Below are 18870 nucleotides of genomic sequence, written 5' to 3' on the forward strand. Positions count from 1 at the left end.
CTCCAGAACATCCAGGGGGGGGTGCAGCAAAGATCTGCTGAGCAACCTGTTTAACGGCAGTATCCGGGAGGACTTGAGTCTCTTCCTGACAATTCATACTTTACCGTGCGATGACATTACCAAACCGGCATTATCGACGGTTTGCGGGGTTTATGACGCGATCATACCTTGTCGGAATAGCGGTTTTTGCCGCATAGTCGTGACTGTTTGACGAATCTAAAAAGGATGACCATGACAACCACTGACCAGCTGCAGCCACCACTCAAAGGCTCCGACCTGTTTGTTAAGGCCCTCGAGAACGAAGGCGTCAAGTACATCTTTGCGGTACCGGGTGAAGAGAATCTTGACCTTCTGGAGTCCATCCGCACGTCCGGTATCACCCTGGTGCTGAACCGCCATGAGCAAGCGGCCGGCTTTATGGCTGCCACCTACGGCCGGCTGACTGGCCAGGTTGGCGTGTGCCTGTCGACCCTCGGTCCCGGCGCCACCAATCTGGTCACGGCCGCCGCTTACGCCACTCTGGGCGCGATGCCGATGCTGATGATCACCGGGCAGAAGCCGATCAAATCGTCCAAGCAGGGCCTGTTTCAGATTATTGATACCGTTGACCTGATGCGGCCATTGACCAAATACACGCGGCAGATCAGCAACGCCAACACCATTCCCGCGAAACTGCGGGAAGCTTTCCGGCTTGCCACCGAAGAGCGCCCCGGCGCGGTGCACCTCGAACTGCCGGAAGACATCGCCGCGGAAATGGCCGATGGCGGCACCCACATTTTTTCGGCCAGCGACGCCCGCCGTCCGACCGCCAGCAAAAAAAGCCTGCAACAGGCCTGCGATATGATTCTTGCCGCCCGCCATCCACTGATCATGATTGGCGCGGGAGCGAACCGGAAGCGGGTTTCCCAGGCCTTGCTGAACCTGGTCAATGCCACCGGCATCCCCTTCTTTACCACCCAGATGGGCAAAGGCGTGGTGGATGAGCGCCACCCGCGCTACCTGGGTAACGCGGCGCTGTCAGCCGGGGATTTTGTTCACTGTGCGATCGATCACGCGGATCTGGTCATCAATGTTGGCCACGACGTTGTGGAGAAGCCGCCTTTTTTCATGACCCCGGGCGGCAAACGGGTTATCCACATCAATTTCAGCCCGGCGGATGTCGACCCGGTGTACTTTCCCCAGCATGAGGTAGTCGGCGACATAGCCAACACCATCGACTGGCTGGCCGAACATTGTGGTCAGAGCAAAGACCACGACTTCAGCAACCTAATGGAGGTGAGGAGTGCTGCCGAGCGACACCTGGCCGAGCATATCCACGATGATCGCTTTCCGTTGATTCCCCAGCGCATCGTAAACGATGTGCGGGAGGTGATGCCTGAGGATGGCATCATCGCCCTGGATAATGGCATGTACAAAATCTGGTTCGCCCGCAATTACAAAGCCTATGACAACAACACCGTACTGCTGGACAACGCGCTTGCGTCCATGGGGGCGGGGTTGCCCAGCGCCATGACGGCCGCAATGCTCTATCCGGATCTGAACGTCATGGCGATCTGTGGTGATGGCGGCTTCATGATGAACAGCCAGGAACTGGAGACGGCAGTCCGGCTGAATCTTAATATTGTGATCATGATCATCAACGACAACGCCTACGGCATGATTAAATGGAAACAGGACCAGGAAGGCTTTACCGATTTCGGCCTGGACTACAAGAACCCGGATTTTGTCAAGTACGCCGAGGCTTATGGCGCCACAGGCTATCGTGTCAACAGCGCCAGCGAACTGAAGCCGACCCTTGAAAAAGCCCTGGCCGCCGATGGTGTGCACCTGATCGAAGTACCGGTGGATTACAGTGAAAACAAGCGGGTATTTAACGAAGAACTGAGCCAGTTAACCTGCCAGCTATAACGGCAGAGCAGTGAACTTGCTCTATACCCAACAAAATGAAGTTCGGCATATCAACTCATTACAAGACATCCGGGTAGGTTAATGACTGGTCGTACCCTCTGTTCAGTGCTCACTGCTCTCTTGCCCTTGCCGTCACTGGTTTTTGCTGACGACAGACCAGTCATGCAGATTGTCACCTCGGAGTACCCTCCCTTCGAGTACTCCGAAGACGGCCGCATTGCTGGTACCGATACCAAGGTAATCCGGCAGGTGGTCGAAGCCATGGGTTACGAGCCGCGCATTGAATTGCTGCCCTGGATCAGGGCAGAAGCCAAAGCACGCCGTGGCGACGCCGATATGGTTTACTCGCTGACCCATTCGGATGCCCGCGCGGCCCATTACCATTTTACCGACCCGATCAATCAGGTCCACGACATGTTCTTCGCACTCCGCGATGCCAACATTGACTGGCAAACCATGGATGATCTGAATGACCTCAGGGTTGGTATTTCGGCGTCGTACAGTTACGCCCCGGAATTCATGGAATGGATCGAGCGGCATCCGGCCAGTGTCACCCAGGTCAGTCATGAGCAACCGGAGCTGACCAGCCTGAAGATGCTGGTTCACCGCCGGATAGACCTGTTTATTTGTGAGCGGTCTGTCTGTGAATACCTGTTGGAAAAACATGTGGACGAGGAACCGGAATTATCCCGGGTCAGGTCCATTCCCGGTATCGTCGGTGCAAGACGTCCGTTCCGGGCGGCGTTCTCCCGTCGGAACCCCGAGGGCGAAGTACTTCGTGATGCATTCAACCAGGCCCTCCGCAAGCTCAATCCGTCCCTTGGTGACGCCGCCGAATAGGTTGCGGCAATCCCCTATCTGATTTTTTTCTCAATACTGTCGGGGTTTCCTATACTGGTTTCACGTTTCCCAGAATCAGATGGATCCCATGGATATTAATAACGATCATCGTTTTGCCATCAACCTCAACGTAAGAGGCATTCAGCCCTCTGCCACCTTGAGAATCAACGAGCTCAGCAATCAGTTGCGGGCCGAAGGCCGGGATATTATCAAACTGGGCCTGGGACAATCGCCGTTTCCAGTGCCCGAACGCGTGGTTGCAGCTCTGCAGGAAAACGCCCACCAGAAGGACTACCTGCCAGTCAAGGGCCTGAAAGGGCTGCGGGAATCCATCTCCGGTTACATCAATCGCACTGAGCGCATGCGTTGCTCCTGGGAAGACGTCTTGATCGGCCCGGGCTCAAAAGAGCTGCTATTCATTCTGCAATTGGCGTATTACGGGGATCTGCTGATCCCCAGGCCCAGCTGGGTGTCCTACGCACCCCAGGCAAGAATCATCGGCCGTTCGGTCCACTGGCTGCCCACCCATGCGGAGAACAACTGGCAACTGACCGCCGAGGAGCTGGACATCATCTGCCGGGATGACCCCTCCCGGCCACGGATCCTGATTCTGAACTACCCGTCCAACCCGACCGGATGTACCTACACCGACGATCAGCTGCTGGCAATTGCCAACGTCGCCCGCAAGTATCGACTGATTCTGTTGTCAGACGAGATTTACGGGGAGGTCCAGTTTGATGGCAAGCACAAGTCGATCGCCCGCTATTACCCCGAAGGCACCATTATCAGCACTGGCATGAGCAAGTGGCTGGGAGCTGGGGGCTGGCGCCTGGGCACCTTTATTTTCCCGAAAGAGCTGCGACCGCTGCAGGATGCCATGGCCATTATTGCCAGCGAAACCTACACCGCTACCAGCGCCCCGATTCAGTATGCCGGTATCACTGCCTTTAACGGCGGCGATGATATTGACCACTATCTGGAGCAGTCCCGGCGGGTGCTGAAGGTCATTGGCGAGTACATGCACCGCCGCCTTACGGCTATGGACGTAAAGGTGCAGAAGCCGGAAGGTGCGTTCTATCTGTTTCCGGACTTTTCCGCTTATAAAGATGACTTTGATCGGCACGACATCAAAACCAGCGCGGCCTTTTGCCAGAACCTGCTTGAGGACACGGGCATCGCTATTCTGCCCGCCAGTGATTTTGGCTTCGCGCCTGATCAGCTCAGTGCGCGGCTGGCGTTTGTCGATTTCGACGGCACTGCGGCCCTGGCGCTGGCCGACAGCAACTACGCAGACCAGGAGCTGGACGATAGCTTCATTGACCAGGCTGGCCCCAGGCTGAAACTGGCCATGGACAAGCTGGAGGCCTGGCTGAAAAGTCTCTGACAGCGGTGTAGGCTAAACGCCACCGACATTTCGCCCCGGCAGTTTCCGCTGCCGGGAGTACTTCGTTATGAAAGGATTATTCTGTGCAGAGCATCGCTGACTTCGCTGAACAACTTGCCCGGGAAGCCGGCGACCTGATCCGCCATGAACGTGAGAACAGCCCTCTCAGAACCGGTTACAAAGATCAGACCGAACTGGTGACCCACGCTGACCTGATGGCCGACAAGTTGATTACCGAAGCCATCCATAGCCGCTTTCCCGCTCACCGTATCCTGTCGGAAGAATCACGGCCCGATAAAAGTCAGGCCGCTGATCTGGACAGCCCGTTGTGGATAATCGACCCCATCGACGGTACCGTGAACTATGCCTACGGTCACCCTCAGGTGGCAATTTCCATAGCTTACGCCGAGCGCGGCAACGTGCAGGTTGGCGTCGTTCATGCTCCGTTCGCCAGTGAAACCTTTCGGGCGGTGCGCGGCAAGAGGGCCACTCTGAATGGCGAGCCCATCCATCACAGCGGCGCCACCGTGCCCCGTGATTCCCTGTTTGCGACCGGGTTTCCCTACACCAAAGACAAGCTGGCGCCGTTGCTGAAACGTCTGGATGTGATGATTCACCATTGCCGCGACTTGCGGCGGGTGGGGTCGGCGGCGCTCGATATCTGCTGGGTCGCCTGCGGGCGGCTGGATGCCTACTATGAATCCGTCAGCCCCTGGGATTTTGCGGCCGGGCGGCTGATTGCCCTGGAAGCCGGTGCCAGCGCCGGGCACTTTACGGAGGTGCCGGAGGGCTACCCGGAAGATTTGTGGGGACAGGATATACTGATCAGTGCGCCGGGAATTTATGACTCAGTTCGGGGGTTGTTGAAGGGGGCCAACTGAGCGCTTCATTTTACTGAGTAATGACTGCTGGTTCGGGAGTCGGGCGTTGTTGGGAGAGGCTTTCCCAGAGACGCTCCGAGTACGTCCCTGTAGCTTGTTTCCGGCCATCCCTGGTCTCCAACACTCTGGGAAAGCCCCTCCCAAAAACACCTTTTGAACAATTTCGCTGCCTGCAAATGCTGCAATGACTTTGCCTGACGCCTAACTTCCCGCCGCCCAAAATCCTGCTGCTAGCAAAACCCAACTTTCGTCAAAATCCGTCGAGGGCCGCCGCTCGAAAGACGATCGTACGAAGCGTTGAATGCGACCTTCGATAAACACCATCATCCAGTCAGCACTGTGGCCGGCACTGGTCAGTGGCCGTAGACCCTGGCGGATGTCGCCTTCTTTCAGAATCTGGCGTACCTGGGTTTCGAGGCGGTCGAAAAACTGCGACACACGCCGCTGCAAACCCTCGTCTTCCCCCACCAGAGCCCCTCCGGTCAACACCCGGCACAGCCCCGGATTGCGTTCTGCAAAGACCAGCACCAGGTGGGCCAGTTGCTGAAGCCGAATGCGAGCATCTTCATGCTCCTGCAGAATGAGCTGGCAGCGGGAAAACACCGCCTCTTCGGCAAACTCGATCAGGCCTTCAAACATCTTGCGTTTGCTGGGGTAGTGGCGGTAGAGCGCGGCTTCGGTAACACCGACCCGCTTCGCCAGACCGGCGGTGGTAATCCTCGCGCCGGGATCGCTTTCCAGTAAACCAGCCAGAGCCTGAAGAATCAGCTCACGACGACTGGGTTCGGTTTGCTTCATAGTCAGAGTGCCGAAGAATGAGGGTTTCATACCAATGCGGGCGTTAGTAAGCGCACAACATCGGTACCTGAAGTCTGTTAAAAGAATATGCCGTCAACCGGCGAAGACGCACTGGCATAAAGTCTCTTAGGCATGCGCCCGGACAGATATGCTTCGCGACCGGATTCAATGGCCAGGCGCATGGCGTTGGCCATCCGCACCGGGTTTCGGGCCTGGGCAATGGCGGTGTTCATCAAAACACCGTCACATCCCAGCTCCATCGCAATGGTCGCGTCAGAGGCGGTGCCGACACCGGCATCCACCAGAACCGGCACGGTCGCATTCTCGACAATCAGTCGGATGTTATAGCGGTTCTGAATACCCAGACCGGAGCCGATCGGCGCTCCCAGGGGCATGATCGCGATACATCCCATATCTTCAAGACGCTTGGCCAGCAGCGGATCGTCGGAGCAATAGACCATCACCTGGAAGCCATCGCGGACCAGCTCCTCGGTGGCGACGAGCGTCTCCGTCATGTTCGGGTACAGAGTCTTTTCCTCACCAAGCACTTCCAGTTTGACCAGGTTATGGCCATCCAGCAGCTCGCGGGCAAGCCGGCAGGTACGAACCGCATCCTTGGCGGTATAACAGCCTGCCGTGTTTGGCAGCATGGTGTAGTGGTCCGGTGAAACCACATCCAGCAGGTTGGGTTCGTCCGGATTCTGGCCAAGGTTGGTTCTGCGCACCGCAAAGGTGACGATTTCCGCTCCGCTGGCTGCAATTGCCCGGCCGGTTTCGTCCATATCGCGATACTTACCGGTTCCTACCAGTAGACGGGAGTTATAGACACGGCCCGCAATCTCGAGGGGCTTGTCTTCGGGTAACCGCGCTTCGGATGGTTCGCTCATTCAACACCTGTTTTGATCAATAAAGTAGAAAACCCGATAATCGGGTACCCGGTTCCGGATTAACCACCGCCGATCGCGTGGACAATTTCGACCCGGTCACCGGCACTCAGCTGGAATTCTGTATGCTGGCTGCGGGGAACAATGTCTTCGTTAACTTCCACTGCAAGCCGTTTTCCGGTGACCGACAACTGCGTCAGCAACACTGAAATAGTGGCATCGTCTGACACCTCGGTAGTCTTACCATTAACCTGAATTCGCATCATCATAATGACTCCTTACCTTTGCCTTGCCGTAGCCCGGCAATCACCACCAATACCCAGCCCGCCATGAAACAGAGCCCACCCAACGGGGTGACCGGGCCCAGCCAGCGCATCTCCGTCAGCACCAGCAGATACAGGCTGCCACTGAACATCACCACACCCGCCGCCAGAAAACCGGCGGCCAGCACCAACAGACGACGGGATAAATCGAGGGCGCCCAGGATGGCGATCAGGATCAACCCGAGGCCGTGAATCATCTGGTACTGCACGCCGGTCTGGAAAACCTCCAGGCTGCGCTCAGAGACGATCGCCCGCAAAGCATGGGCACCAAAGGCACCCGCCATCACCGCCAACAGGACCAACAGGGCACCCAGTACCAAGGGACATCGCAGGACACTGCCGGAGCTAACAATCACAGTGGGTTTTCTCGCCGGTGTCCAGATTCATGACCGTGAGCGCACCACCCCATACGCAACCGGTATCAAGACCGATGAACTGGTCGGCCGACGTATTGCCTTCCAGCGCTGCCCAGTGGCCAAAAATCACCCGGGTATTATCCGGCCGGGGGAAACTGAACCAGGGTGCATAACCCGCCGGCGATTCGCCTGCCGACTCCTTGGTAGTCAGTTCCAGCGTGCCATCCTCGGCAATAAACCGCATGCGGGTAAAATAGTTGGTGGCTGCGCGCCAGCGGTCCATACCGGTCAGATCTTCCCGCCAGCGGGCCGGCTCGTTGCCGTACATGTGGGTGAAATATTCAGTGGCCTCCGGGCCGCGGATCACGCTCGCCAGCTCTTTCGCATACCCCAGAGCCTGCTCCACCGACCAGATGTGAGGCAAACCGGCATGAGCCATCAAGAAGTTGCGATCCGGGTCGTAAACACAGAAATTCTGTTGTCGTAGCCACTCGATCAGCCTGTCGAGGTCCGGTGCCTGCAAAATGTCATCGAGTGTATCCTTGCCCCGGGTTTTATGGCCACCCAGAGCGACCGCCAGCAGGTGGAGATCATGATTGCCAAGCACGACTTCCGCCGACGCACCCAGACTTTCAATAAAGCGAAGGGTCGCCAGTGAAGACGGGCCCCGATTGATGATATCCCCGGCCACCCAGAGCCGGTCCCGGGAGGGCGAAAAGTCGATTATTGCCAGCACCTCCAGCAGCCTGTCGTAACAGCCCTGGATATCGCCGATGGCATAGTCAGTCATTGTCGGCTCCGTGTGAACACTGCTCGCTCTGCCCGGCGTCCGTTAACGCATCCGCTATGGCAACGTAATTTTCCAGCGTCAGGTTCTCCGGTCGAAGGCCGTCATCAATACCCAGGGCGTGGAGCTGATCCACGGTCACCAGGCTACCCAGCGCCTTGCGAAGTGTTTTGCGGCGGGCGTTAAACGCCGTGCGGACAACGACCTGGAGTGTTTTCAGATCCTTGGCCGGGTAAGGCAAGATGCTGTGAGGTACCAACCTGACAATGGCAGAATCCACTTTTGGTGACGGGCGGAAGGCACCCGGGCCGACCTCGAACAATGGCTGCACCTTGCAGAAATACTGCGCCATGATACCCAGCCGACCGTAATTGTTGTCTCCGGAAACGGCCGCCAACCGCTGCACCACTTCTTTCTGCAACATGAAGTGCATGTCCTGCACCACACCAGACTGGCCCAGCAGGTGAAAGATCAGCGGGGTTGAGATGTTGTAGGGCAGGTTCCCCACTATCCGCAGGGGTTTGTCCGTCACCAACTGGCTGAAATCGAACTTGAGGGCATCCCCCTCGTGAATCTGGAAACCCGGATAGTTAAAGAACTTGGTTCGCAGGATCGGAATCAGGTCCCGGTCCAGCTCCACAACCTGAAGATTCGGGTTAACCGCCAGTATCTCTTCTGTCAGCGCCCCCAGCCCGGGGCCGATTTCCACCATGGTGTCGTCCGGCTTCGGGCTGATCGAGCGCACAATCTGCTCTATCACCCCGGCGTCGTGGAGGAAGTTCTGACCAAATCGTTTACGGGCCTGATGCCCGTGTTTACTGCGGCTCACGCTTGAGCTCCCTGTTTGCTGGCGGCCATTTGAGTTGCCACGCTGATCGCTGCACGCAAACTGCCCGCATCGGCCTTGCCGGTGCCCGCCAGATCCAGCGCCGTGCCATGGTCGACGGAGGTCCGCACAATGGGCAAACCCAGAGTAATATTAACCGCCCGGCCAAAGCCCTGATACTTCAGCACGGGCAGGCCCTGATCGTGGTACATCGCGAGCACCGCATCGGCGTTGTCCAGCCAGTGTGGCGTAAACAGGGTATCGGCCGGTAACGGGCCGATCAGCTGAATACCTTCCCGGCGCAAGGCGTCCAGGGTAGGCTCGATAACGTCAAGTTCTTCGTGGCCAAGGTGACCACCCTCGCCTGCGTGGGGGTTGAGTCCCGCCACCAGGATACGGGGGTGATCGATACCGAAATAGTGCCGCAGATCGCGGTTCAGTATCCTTGTTACCTGGCTCAGACGTGCCGGTGTGATCGCCGCGGCAACGTCTTTCAGGGGCAGGTGTGTGGTGACCAGCGCTACCCGCAGTGACTCGGTGGCCAGCATCATAACGACACGCTCAACCTGGCACATCTCCTGTAGAAATTCGGTGTGGCCGCTAAAGGAAATACCGGCATCGTTGATTACACCTTTATGAACCGGAGCGGTCACCATGCCAGCGAAAATTCCGTCAAGGCAGCCCTGGGTGGCCACTTCCAGCGTCCTGAGCACATAGGCGCTGTTGTTGCGGTCAAGGGTACCGGCCTGGTCAGAGGCCAGGCCCTTAACAGGCAACACCGACAGCTTACCGGGGTCGGTTGCTGCGGCCATGCCCGCTTGCCAGGGCACCAACGTTACCTCAAGACCCAGCTGCTGTGCCCGGGAGGCCAGCAGTCCCATATCAGCAATCGCCACCAGCCCCGCCGCGCGCGACTCCAGCGCGATCGCCAGACATAGCTCTGGCCCGATCCCGGCAGGCTCGCCAGGGGTCAGCGCCAGGGTGACAGAATCACTCATGAATCCTCGTTCGCATCGGCTTCAGGGTCGACGTCGCTTTTGAGATCGACGTAGGCCTCATCGCGGATTTCACGCAGCCAGTTCTGCAGCTCCACATCAAACTTGCGACGGTACAGGGCTTGCCGGGCTTCGGCTTCCTTGATTTGACCGCCCATGTCCTGCCGCCGACGCTCCTGAACTTCCAGCAGATGCCAGCCGAATTGCGAACGGACCGGGCCCTTCAGTTCACCGACCGCCGCCTCTTCCATGGCCTTTTCAAAGGCTGGCACCATTTCGCCGCGGCTTACCCAGCCCAGATTACCGCCATCAGAGCCGGAGATCGGATCATCGGAGAATTCCTTTGCCAGTTCGGCGAAATCCGCGCCATTTTTCAGCCGCTCGGCCAGTTCATTGATGCGCCGCTCGGCCTCCGCGTCCGTTACTGTCTCGGTGGGACGTACCAGGATGTGACGAACCTTCGACTGCTCCACCAGTTGCTGGTCGCCGCCGCGCTTGTTCAGCACTGTAATAATGTGGAAGCCGCTGCCGCTCTCCAACACTTCGGAGGGCTCTCCAATCTCCAGAGCCGGTGCCACATCGGATACCAGCGACGGCAGCTGGTTTTCAGGGCGCCAACCCATCACGCCACCTTCGAGAGCATTACTGGCATCCGATTCCGCCACCGCCACTGCCCGGAAGTCGGTACCGGCACGAATGCGCTCCAACAGGCTATTGGCCTTTTCCCGGGCGGCTTCGACAGCCAACGGGTCGTTAAAATCATCTACGGCCACCAGAATGTGGGCCAGCTGGTATTCCACCCCGGTATCTCCGCCAGCAGCAGTAGCCGCCAGGAAATTGTCAACTTCGCGCCCGGTCACCCGGACCCGGTTGTCAACATTGCGCTGCTGTACCCGGCTCAGCAACATCTCGCGGCGGATCTGCTCACGGGCTTCGCGGTAAGTCAGGCCCTCCTGCTCCAGCTGTTGTTCAAACTGCTGCAGGGTCATGTTGTTGCGGGCAGCAATATTCTGCATGGCATCATTGAGCTCATTGTCGCTGACGCGCATGCCCATTTTCGCTGCCATCTGGAGCTGGATGGAGTCGGTAATCAACTGTTCCAGCACGCGCTCTTCAAGGGCTTCCATGGGCGGTAACCGGGTACCCTGGGTGTTGAGCCGGGAGACGATGGTGCGAACACGGGCGTCGAGCTCCGATTGCAGAATGACATCGTCATCGACAATCGCAATTACGCTGTCCAGTTGCTGGCGCTCGGCAAGAGCCAGGGGCGCACAGACGAGCGCTACCATTAACAAAACGGCTTGTGCGCATTGGCGCAGGGTCGCCTTCATAATCACCTCGGTTGTAACATGCAATAGCGGTCCGGGTTGTCGTTTTATTCACGAGGCCCGAACCGGCGGCGTTCTCTTTCATCAAAGCCATAAATGGCTTCGGAAATCCGCCCCGATGAACCGCCGCTGCCGCCCAGACCTTTTAACTGGACCTGAAACAGAATGCGGTTCTCGAGGTTCTGATCGTCGGTCAGATAATTCTGGCTGACCAACTGGACACTCCAGCAACAATTATTATATTCGATACCGGCCAGTGAGCCGGCAGTTCGGTCAGTCTGGGAATCGTAAACCCAGCGGCCGATCAGGCTGACCTTATCTGTGACAGGGAAAACCGCCCCGATATCCGACTGTTCAAATTCACCACGACGATAGGTGTGTCCGAGGGTGGCCAGATACCGGTAATTCTCCGAGTGGAACACCAGTTGGCTCCGCCCTTCCAGGGTCTGGCGGGTGCGCGGGTCCCAAAGCCCGGAGGTCCGGATATCCAGCGTATCCATTGGCCGCAGAACCGCTTCTCCCGCCAATGCCGAATCACTTCGGTCATCTGCGCCCTCACCGTTCAGGGTGACGTCACGATCATCGTAATAGTACAACTGACCGAGACTCAACCGGGCCCGCTCGGCGCCTGTATTCAGGTCATTGAAACGGGTGGTGACGGCAGTCGCCAGCTGATTGGCGTCACCTACCCGGTCGCCGCCGGTGAACCGGTTGCGGGAGAACAGATCATCGAAACGAAAGCCGCGAATGGCCGAGTCAAAATCCGGTATGAAACTCTGGTCATCGGCATCCGCCCAGGCGTAATAGAGCCTTGGCTCCAGTGTTTGATTGTACGGTATATCGAACAGTGTGGACTGACGATCAAAGTACAACCCCGAATCCCATTCGAACACCGGCACCGTGCGCTCGAAACTTCCGTCGCCAAGGGATCCATCGTCAAGGGTGTAGTCTTCCAGTTCGTAAACGGTATGGTCCAGAGTAACCGAAGGCCGGGCATAACCCCAGAGCGCTCGCATCGGCAGCGCCAGCTCGGGCAGCACGCGCAAACGCTGGCCCGTGGCACGATCAAGACCGGTCAGACCGGAGTTGTCACGATCAAACCAGGTGTACTGGCTTTCAAACACTGTCTCGACCACGCCGAGGTCCCTTTCAAAGCCATAAATGGCTTCCGGTAGCTGATCGAAGGGTTTGTTTTGATCCGCTATCCGATCCGTTATGGTCTGGTAGCCATTCACATAAAGCTCGAAAAACTGCTGACGATCGGTATACCGCACGCCACCACGACGCAAAAGATGGGTGGCCTGGCTGATTTCAAGACTGCGATTAAGATCACTCAGGTAATCGTTATCCGATACCACCGAGTAATCACCATAACCACGCCAGCCCGCCCCAAGATTGGCCCGGGTGCTGAAATCCAGTGCCCAGCGCTCGCCATCCGCGCCGGGTTCTTCATCTTCGTAGGCGCTGTCGTTGGCGATGTAGCCCAGCTGGAGAACGGACTCTCCGAATGGTGACAGATAGCGCCCCTCCACCTCACTGAATAACCCCCGACCATGGATGTACTGGGGCGTCAGAGTGGCATCATAGTAAGGTGCAAGGTTCAGGTAGTAGGGAACCGAGAGGAAAGCACCGCTGCCGGTATTCGACGTCCCGAAGGCAGGATACAGAAAACCGCTCTTGCGGCGATCATCGATCGGAAAGCTGGCGTAGGGCACATAAAACACCGGCACATCTTTTATTTCCAGGCGCACGTGCCTTGCGGTTCCCACACCTTCGATCTGATCAAGCTCGATCTCCGAGGCCACCAGAGCCCAGTCATTCTGGTCCGGAGCACAGGTGGTCAGATTACCCTGCCGAATCAATACCCGTCCTGCCTGCGGTTGCGACAGGCTGAGTGCCGAGCCGCGCATTTCTGCCTCGTGAAGCAAAAACGTTGCGGTGTTGATATCGAGACGGCCGGTGTCGGTGTCATAGTCCGCCCTGTCGCCGGTTAACAAAAAGCCCTGGCCTCGGCTGACCAGCGGACCCGACAGGCGGAGCTGACCGTCTGCCTGGTTATAACGGGCCTCTGACCCGGTGACGTCAAACTGGCCCTGGCGCAGACGGACATCCCCTTGCAGCCAGAGCGTCTGATCGATTTCATAGCGGGCGGACAGGCCGCTGGCCTGTAGTGGCTCATTACTGTTGTCTGTCGGCACGGCTCCGACGTTCTGCCGATAGCCTTCCGGTTGCAGGTAGCCTCCGGAACAGAATTCGGGCAGCGCGTCCCGCTGCTGCTCAGGCAGGTCGGGCCGTTCCCGCCAGTCGGTCTCGGCAGCGGTTAAGGGCTGCTCGGCCACTGCCTTGACGGGCACTGTCATGACCGTCACCATCGCGGCAACCATACCCAGTTGGCACAGAACACGCCCGCCAGCTGGCTGCTTTGGCAGCGCCGGGGCGAGCACATTCCTTGGATAAACTGGCACGTTGGGGGAATCCTGTCCGGAGATGGATGACGATTATTCAGGACCGCCTAGTTTACACGCCGCACTCAGCCTTGTTAACGGAAACCGTTTTAATAAAACCCTTTTACGCGCCATGGCAGCATCTGCTAACTTTCGTGTTTCACAACCCCCAAGAAACCAGCAGAGCCGTCCATGGACACCAGACTTAACGCACTCACCCGATGGGTTCACCAACAGCCCGGCTTTGAGCAGGCAACGCTGTCACCGGTTTCCGGCGACGCCAGTTTCCGGCGCTATTTCCGGGTCGCGACGCCCTCCTCCCAGCGCATTGCCATGGACGCCCCACCGGAACACGAGGACTGCCGTCCATTTGTGGCGATCGCCCGGTACTGGCACCAACAGGGTGTTTCGGTTCCGGAGATTCACGCCGAAGACCTGGCACAGGGCTTTGTGTTGCTTGAGGATTTTGGTAACCAGCTGATGCTCGACGCCCTGTCTGATGACAATGCAGATCAGCTGTATACCAGCGCCCTGGATGAACTTTGCCGGATCCAACAGATTAAGGATCAACCCGGACAACCCCTTCCACAATATGATATTGCCCTGCTCGACCGGGAAATGGCGCTATTCCCTGACTGGTTGTTAACCCGCCAGCTGGGCATGAATCTTTCCAACGGCGAACAATCCATGCTGGATACCGCCTTTGCGTTCCTCCGGGAAAGCGCGCTGGCACAACCGGAAGTGACCGTCCACCGGGACTATCATTCCCGCAACCTGCTGATTCGGAAAAACCGTACTGCTCCCGGAGTTATTGACTTCCAGGATGCCGTACGAGGGCCAGTCACCTATGACCTGGTGTCATTGCTGAAGGACTGTTATGTGCGCTGGCCCGAGCAACGGCTTGCCCGATGGATCGAGTATTACCGCACCATCAGCCTGGCAGCCGGCCTGCACCACGCCGACCCGGACACCTTCCGTCAGTGGCTGGAGCTGATGGGCATGCAGCGTCACCTGAAGGCCGCCGGGATTTTCGCCCGGCTGGCCATCCGGGATGGCAAGCAGAGTTATCTGGCGGATATCCCGCGAACCGTGCACTATCTGGTGGAGGCGAGTGGACGGCAACCGGCGCTGCGACATTTCCACGCCTGGCTCAGAGACGTGGTGGAACCAGAGCTGACAACACTTTCGAAACAGCCGCAGACAGCTGACACTGGAGGTCACTGAACAGGTGAATGCAATGATTCTGGCCGCTGGCAAAGGGGAGCGAATGCGGCCACTGACCTTAACAACCCCGAAGCCCCTGCTCGAAGCCGGTGGCAAAGCGTTGATTGTTCATCATCTGGAACGGCTGAAGGCAGCCGGTTTTTGTCAGGTAGTCATCAACCATGCCTGGCTCGGCGAACAGATTGAGTCCGCCCTGACGGATGGCTCTCGCTTCGGCGTTGTCATCACTTACTCCCGGGAGCAAGAGCCGCTGGAAACCGCCGGTGGTATTTTACAGGCACTTCCCCTGCTGACCGGTGCCGGGCAGGACTGGTTTCTGGTGGTGAACGGCGATATCTGGTGCGACTTTAACCTTGCCCTTTTGACGCCACCGGCAGGAGAAGCCACGGCGGTGCTGGTCATGGTGGACAATCCACCCCACCATCCTGACGGCGATTTCAATCTTGACCACCATGGTCGCGTTCACGATCGTGGCCGTCCCGCGCTGACATTCTCAGGCATCAGTCTTTTGCACCGCTCGTTGTTTGAAGGCCTGGAGCACGGCAAGCAAAAACTCGCGCCGATCCTGAAAGCCGCCATGGGCCGAAATCAGGTGCACGGCATCCATCATCGCGGCCTATGGTTTGATATTGGCACACCCGAGCGGCTGACCCAGCTCGACCAGCAGCTGACCACGCTGGAAGGAGCTTGAATAATGCCTCTGGCCGCCGGTGACCGAATGCTGCCTGCGCGCATTGAATCGGAATTCCATGTTCTGTTGGAAGAATTGAATGCCTGTGGTCACCAGGCCAACGAACTGATCGCCCGCACCCGGCTGCCGGGGTGGTGCAGACGAAGCCTGTTTTACTTTCTTGGTTATATTGCCAAAGCCGAAGGCCCGGTAACCAGTGCTGACATCGGTTTTGCAGAGTCACTGATGAAAGCCCTGAAGCTGTCCCAGCGTCAGCGACGTCATGCCATTAACCAGTTTCAATCGGGCAAGCAGGCAAAAGAACCCTCGTCGTGGCGCGCCTTGCGGTTGCGCCTCAGTCAATGGGCCTGGCCCTCGCCGGCATTACGGGTCGTCTTCTGCCTTTGCCACGCAAGCCAGCTGCACGGCCAGCCTACCAAGCCACGCCGATACCGCTGCGAAGACGCCATTGACCGGCTGGGATTGCCCACCGGCCTGATGCAGGAAATCCTCGATAGCTACGCACGTAAGGTCTGGATTACCCGGCCGGAACTGCAACCCTTGCCGGACAGTTATGACAAAGCCTGCAAGCTACTGGGAGTCGGCACCCGGGACGAGTTCACCAAGATGAAACAAGCCTATCGCCGACGGGTGTCTGAATGCCATCCCGACAAGCTCGACCGCAATCTCGACGCAACCGAAATTGCCCTGGCCAAGGAACGTTTGCTGCGTTATCAGAAAGCCTGGGAGCTGATCAAGCGTCGACAGTAATGTCCTGCCTGACCCGATCAGTCCCGGGGCCGTAGCCAGGCGGTAACCCGATTGACCAGTCCACGGGCGTCCCTGGGTAATGGCCGCGGCCCCATAGCCACGGCCTGCTGCTGATAGCCCGTCATACCCTCTCGCTTCATACGGCTCTGACGCACTTTTGCCGCAGCGCGGTCGGAACGACTGCTGACAATATCCAGTAGCGACAGCGTCGCCACTGCGCTCAGACTGTCGATTGCCGGCTGCCTCTCGGCCGTCTCGAATTCCGGCGCAATCAGCACCAGCGCTGCGGGCCCGGCAGCCCCGCCCGCCACCTGCGATATCGCATGGCCTGCGCCGCGGCCCACGCCGACCAATACCAGGCGCGAATAGCCGCGTGCTTTCAGATCAACCACGGCCGCAGCCAGGTGCGCCTGGATTCGGGCCCGGTAGTTCTCTCTCAGGTCATCCAGTACGTCGTCACTCTCCATCACGTCAATCATGATGGATTGCGGTTCCGGCGCAGCGTCCGCGTCAGCCGCATCGGGCGGCTGCCGTTCGGCCTTACGCGCCGGTTCGAGAGCCAGCGGTAATGGGGGCAAACCCAGGGTCATCGCCGCCCAGCCAGCTTTGGCAAAGAGCCCCCTGACCGCACCCGCCAGACCGGCGTCGGCGGACTGACCCTCATCGGCCAGCAGCAGTACAGCGCCCCTGGGCTGAGCGGTCTGCTCGGGTTCGAACAGCGCAAGGGCGCGGCCAAAACGCTCGCTTTCCAGCCACACCGCCTGATCCGGATAGGCCATGGCGAGGGTCTCTGAATCCAGTCCAGGAGACACCATCGCGCGCTCCGTTAGGGGTTCGCTATCATCATCCTGCGAGAATACAGGAGTCCAGGGCGCGGTAGCGGCGAGCACCCCGACCATGAACACCAAACCCCTTGTCAGCTCCTGCTGCATGATCAAACCCCTGCCCCCCAAACTGTTCGCAAAGTGGTAGACTAGCACTCTTTTTAAGTTGGCAGTTGCCGCTTTTGAGGTGGTAGCTGCCACCGGAATCCTTACAGCCTTGTCGAGAGAGTTGTTATGAAGCCTTATCAGATTGCACCGTCCATCTTATCCGCTGATTTCGCCCGGCTGGGAGAGGAAGTCGATCGCGTACTGGCCGCCGGGGCGGACATCGTGCATTTTGATGTCATGGACAACCATTACGTACCCAACCTGACCATTGGGCCGATGGTCTGCGAAGCCCTGAGGAAACACGGCGTTACCGCCCCGATCGATGTGCATCTGATGGTTTCCCCGGTGGATGATCTGATCCGCATGTTCATTGAGGCCGGTGCCAGCTATATCACCTTTCACCCGGAAGCGACGGGCCATATTGACCGCTCCCTTCAACTGATCCGCAACGGCGGCTGCAAGGCCGGCCTGGTATTCAACCCGGCAACACCGCTGCACTATCTGGATTATGTGATGGACAAGATCGACATGATCCTGCTGATGTCCGTCAACCCCGGCTTCGGTGGCCAGTCGTTCATTCCCGGTACGCTGGACAAGCTGCGGGAGGCCCGCAAGCGCATTGACGACAGCGGCCTGGATATACGGCTTGAGATCGACGGCGGCGTCAAGGTAGACAACATCCGTGAAATCGCAGCCGCCGGAGCTGACACCTTTGTCGCCGGTTCCGCCATCTTCAATACCGATGATTACAAAGCCACCATCGACAAAATGCGGGCTGAACTGGCTAACGCAAAATGACCCTGACCGAACTCTTCAAGGGCCAGGGGCCCGCCACCGTATTGTTTGATCTGGACGGCACCCTGGTCGACAGCGCCCCCGATTTGTCGGCCGCTATCGACCAGATGCTGAGGGCATTGGGCCGGCCACCGGTTGGCGAGGACCGGGTGCGGGAGTGGGTCGGAAATGGAGCGGCGGTTCTGGTTCGGCGCGCCCTGGCCGGCGCTTTTGATCACGAGAAAGACACGACAAGCGACGAGCTGACGTTTCGCCAGGCGCTGGATTTGTTCTTCACCGCCTACGCGGACCTGAACGGCCAGCAGGCCAAGGTCTACGATGGCGTGGAAATCTGGCTCAGAGCACTGAAGAGCAACGGTTGTCGCCTGGGTGTGGTGACTAACAAGCCTTACGCTTTTACCGACCCGTTGCTGAGAAGGATGGGCCTGGATCGCTGGTTCGAGGTGTCCGTGAGCGGAGATTCACTGCCCCAGAAAAAACCGGACCCGGCACCACTGCTCCATGCCATGTGCAAACTGGGCGGAACCCCTGAAACCACCCTGATGGTCGGGGATTCGATAAACGACATACAGGCCGCCCGCAATGCGGGTATGCCGGTGGTCGCGGTTCGCTACGGTTACACCTACGGCACCCCGATTGACGACCTGGGCGCGGATATAGTGGTTGATTCACTGGCGGAGCTTTTGTAACCTCGTGGCTGGTTCCTTTCACTTTCTTGATCTCG

19 protein-coding genes are annotated in these 18870 nt (G+C 58.4%); 9 read left to right on the forward strand and 10 right to left on the reverse strand.

Translation table 11 applies throughout. From position 1 onward, the window contains the following. The first annotated feature begins 231 nt into the window (after positions 1-231). The 4 genes from F6Y09_RS02920 (at position 232) to F6Y09_RS02935 (ending at position 5013) form a co-directional block, all read left to right on the forward strand. Positions 232-1908 carry an acetolactate synthase large subunit gene (locus F6Y09_RS02920; RefSeq protein ID WP_152205406.1) on the forward strand — a complete coding sequence of 559 codons (1677 nt, stop codon included), beginning with the start codon at positions 232-234 and terminating at the stop codon, positions 1906-1908. 162 nt (positions 1909-2070) lie between these two features. Further along, positions 2071-2748 (forward strand): substrate-binding periplasmic protein, encoded by a 678-nt coding sequence (locus F6Y09_RS02925; RefSeq protein ID WP_179959323.1) that lies wholly within the window; start codon positions 2071-2073, stop codon positions 2746-2748. Positions 2749-2836: 88 nt separating this feature from the next. Continuing rightward, positions 2837-4132, forward strand: a complete 1296-nt coding sequence (locus F6Y09_RS02930) for a pyridoxal phosphate-dependent aminotransferase (RefSeq protein ID WP_152205408.1) — start codon at positions 2837-2839, stop codon at positions 4130-4132. Positions 4133-4215: 83 nt separating this feature from the next. Beyond that, positions 4216-5013, forward strand: a complete 798-nt coding sequence (locus F6Y09_RS02935; protein ID WP_152205409.1) for an inositol monophosphatase family protein — start codon at positions 4216-4218, stop codon at positions 5011-5013. Between the two features lie 201 nt (positions 5014-5214). Here the strand turns inward: F6Y09_RS02935 and slmA are convergent, their stop codons facing one another. The 9 genes from slmA to F6Y09_RS02980 form a co-directional block, all read right to left on the reverse strand. Next, entirely contained in the window at positions 5215-5811 is a 597-nt protein-coding gene (slmA, locus tag F6Y09_RS02940) for a nucleoid occlusion factor SlmA (protein ID WP_152205410.1), read from the reverse strand. A 77-nt stretch (positions 5812-5888) separates the two neighbouring features. Then, positions 5889-6698, reverse strand: a complete 810-nt coding sequence (locus F6Y09_RS02945; RefSeq protein WP_152205411.1) for a thiazole synthase — start codon at positions 6696-6698, stop codon at positions 5889-5891. Positions 6699-6757: 59 nt separating this feature from the next. Next, entirely contained in the window at positions 6758-6958 is a 201-nt protein-coding gene (thiS, locus tag F6Y09_RS02950; protein ID WP_152205965.1) for a sulfur carrier protein ThiS, read from the reverse strand. Between the two features lie 2 nt (positions 6959-6960). Next, positions 6961-7302, reverse strand: coding sequence for a DUF423 domain-containing protein (locus F6Y09_RS02955; RefSeq protein ID WP_152205966.1), 342 nt, complete (start codon positions 7300-7302; stop codon positions 6961-6963). Positions 7303-7363: 61 nt separating this feature from the next. Continuing rightward, the gene (locus tag F6Y09_RS02960; protein ID WP_152205412.1) at positions 7364-8164 is read right to left on the reverse strand and encodes a symmetrical bis(5'-nucleosyl)-tetraphosphatase; all 801 of its coding nucleotides are present in this window, start codon (positions 8162-8164) and stop codon (positions 7364-7366) included. Next, positions 8157-8990, reverse strand: coding sequence for a 16S rRNA (adenine(1518)-N(6)/adenine(1519)-N(6))-dimethyltransferase RsmA (gene rsmA / locus F6Y09_RS02965; protein WP_152205413.1), 834 nt, complete (start codon positions 8988-8990; stop codon positions 8157-8159). The genes F6Y09_RS02960 and rsmA overlap by 8 nt, the downstream gene beginning before the upstream one ends. After that, positions 8987-9985 carry a 4-hydroxythreonine-4-phosphate dehydrogenase PdxA gene (gene pdxA / locus F6Y09_RS02970; RefSeq protein WP_152205414.1) on the reverse strand — a complete coding sequence of 333 codons (999 nt, stop codon included), beginning with the start codon at positions 9983-9985 and terminating at the stop codon, positions 8987-8989. Before pdxA ends, rsmA begins: the two co-directional genes overlap by 4 nt. Continuing rightward, on the reverse strand, positions 9982-11313 hold the full coding sequence (locus F6Y09_RS02975; protein ID WP_152205415.1) for a peptidylprolyl isomerase: 1332 nt from the start codon (positions 11311-11313) through the stop codon (positions 9982-9984). The genes pdxA and F6Y09_RS02975 overlap by 4 nt, the downstream gene beginning before the upstream one ends. A 44-nt stretch (positions 11314-11357) precedes the next feature. Next, the gene (locus F6Y09_RS02980) at positions 11358-13670 is read right to left on the reverse strand and encodes an LPS-assembly protein LptD (protein ID WP_425481809.1); all 2313 of its coding nucleotides are present in this window, start codon (positions 13668-13670) and stop codon (positions 11358-11360) included. A gap of 276 nt (positions 13671-13946) precedes the next feature. Here F6Y09_RS02980 and F6Y09_RS02985 point away from each other — a divergent pair, with 276 nt between their 5' ends. From F6Y09_RS02985 to F6Y09_RS02995, 3 genes are read left to right on the forward strand one after another with little or no spacing between them, the layout of a single operon-like run. Further along, positions 13947-14978, forward strand: a complete 1032-nt coding sequence (locus F6Y09_RS02985) for an aminoglycoside phosphotransferase family protein (protein WP_152205416.1) — start codon at positions 13947-13949, stop codon at positions 14976-14978. 4 nt (positions 14979-14982) lie between these two features. Then, positions 14983-15669, forward strand: coding sequence for an N-acetylmuramate alpha-1-phosphate uridylyltransferase MurU (gene murU, locus F6Y09_RS02990; protein ID WP_152205417.1), 687 nt, complete (start codon positions 14983-14985; stop codon positions 15667-15669). A gap of 3 nt (positions 15670-15672) precedes the next feature. Continuing rightward, positions 15673-16419 (forward strand): co-chaperone DjlA, encoded by a 747-nt coding sequence (locus F6Y09_RS02995; RefSeq protein WP_246180274.1) that lies wholly within the window; start codon positions 15673-15675, stop codon positions 16417-16419. Between the two features lie 17 nt (positions 16420-16436). Here F6Y09_RS02995 and F6Y09_RS03000 read toward each other — a convergent pair whose 3' ends face one another. Next, a complete protein-coding gene (locus F6Y09_RS03000; RefSeq protein WP_152205418.1) occupies positions 16437-17351 on the reverse strand; it encodes a DUF3530 family protein in 915 nt (304 codons plus the stop codon). A 126-nt stretch (positions 17352-17477) separates the two neighbouring features. On the opposite strand from F6Y09_RS03000, the gene rpe reads away from it, so the two are divergent. After that, positions 17478-18149, forward strand: a complete 672-nt coding sequence (gene rpe, locus F6Y09_RS03005; RefSeq protein ID WP_152205419.1) for a ribulose-phosphate 3-epimerase — start codon at positions 17478-17480, stop codon at positions 18147-18149. After that, entirely contained in the window at positions 18146-18835 is a 690-nt protein-coding gene (locus F6Y09_RS03010) for a phosphoglycolate phosphatase (protein ID WP_152205420.1), read from the forward strand. Before rpe ends, F6Y09_RS03010 begins: the two co-directional genes overlap by 4 nt. Positions 18836-18870 lie beyond the last annotated feature (35 nt).

Source organism: Marinobacter changyiensis, from assembly GCF_009193265.1.
Classification (GTDB): domain Bacteria; phylum Pseudomonadota; class Gammaproteobacteria; order Pseudomonadales; family Oleiphilaceae; genus Marinobacter; species Marinobacter changyiensis.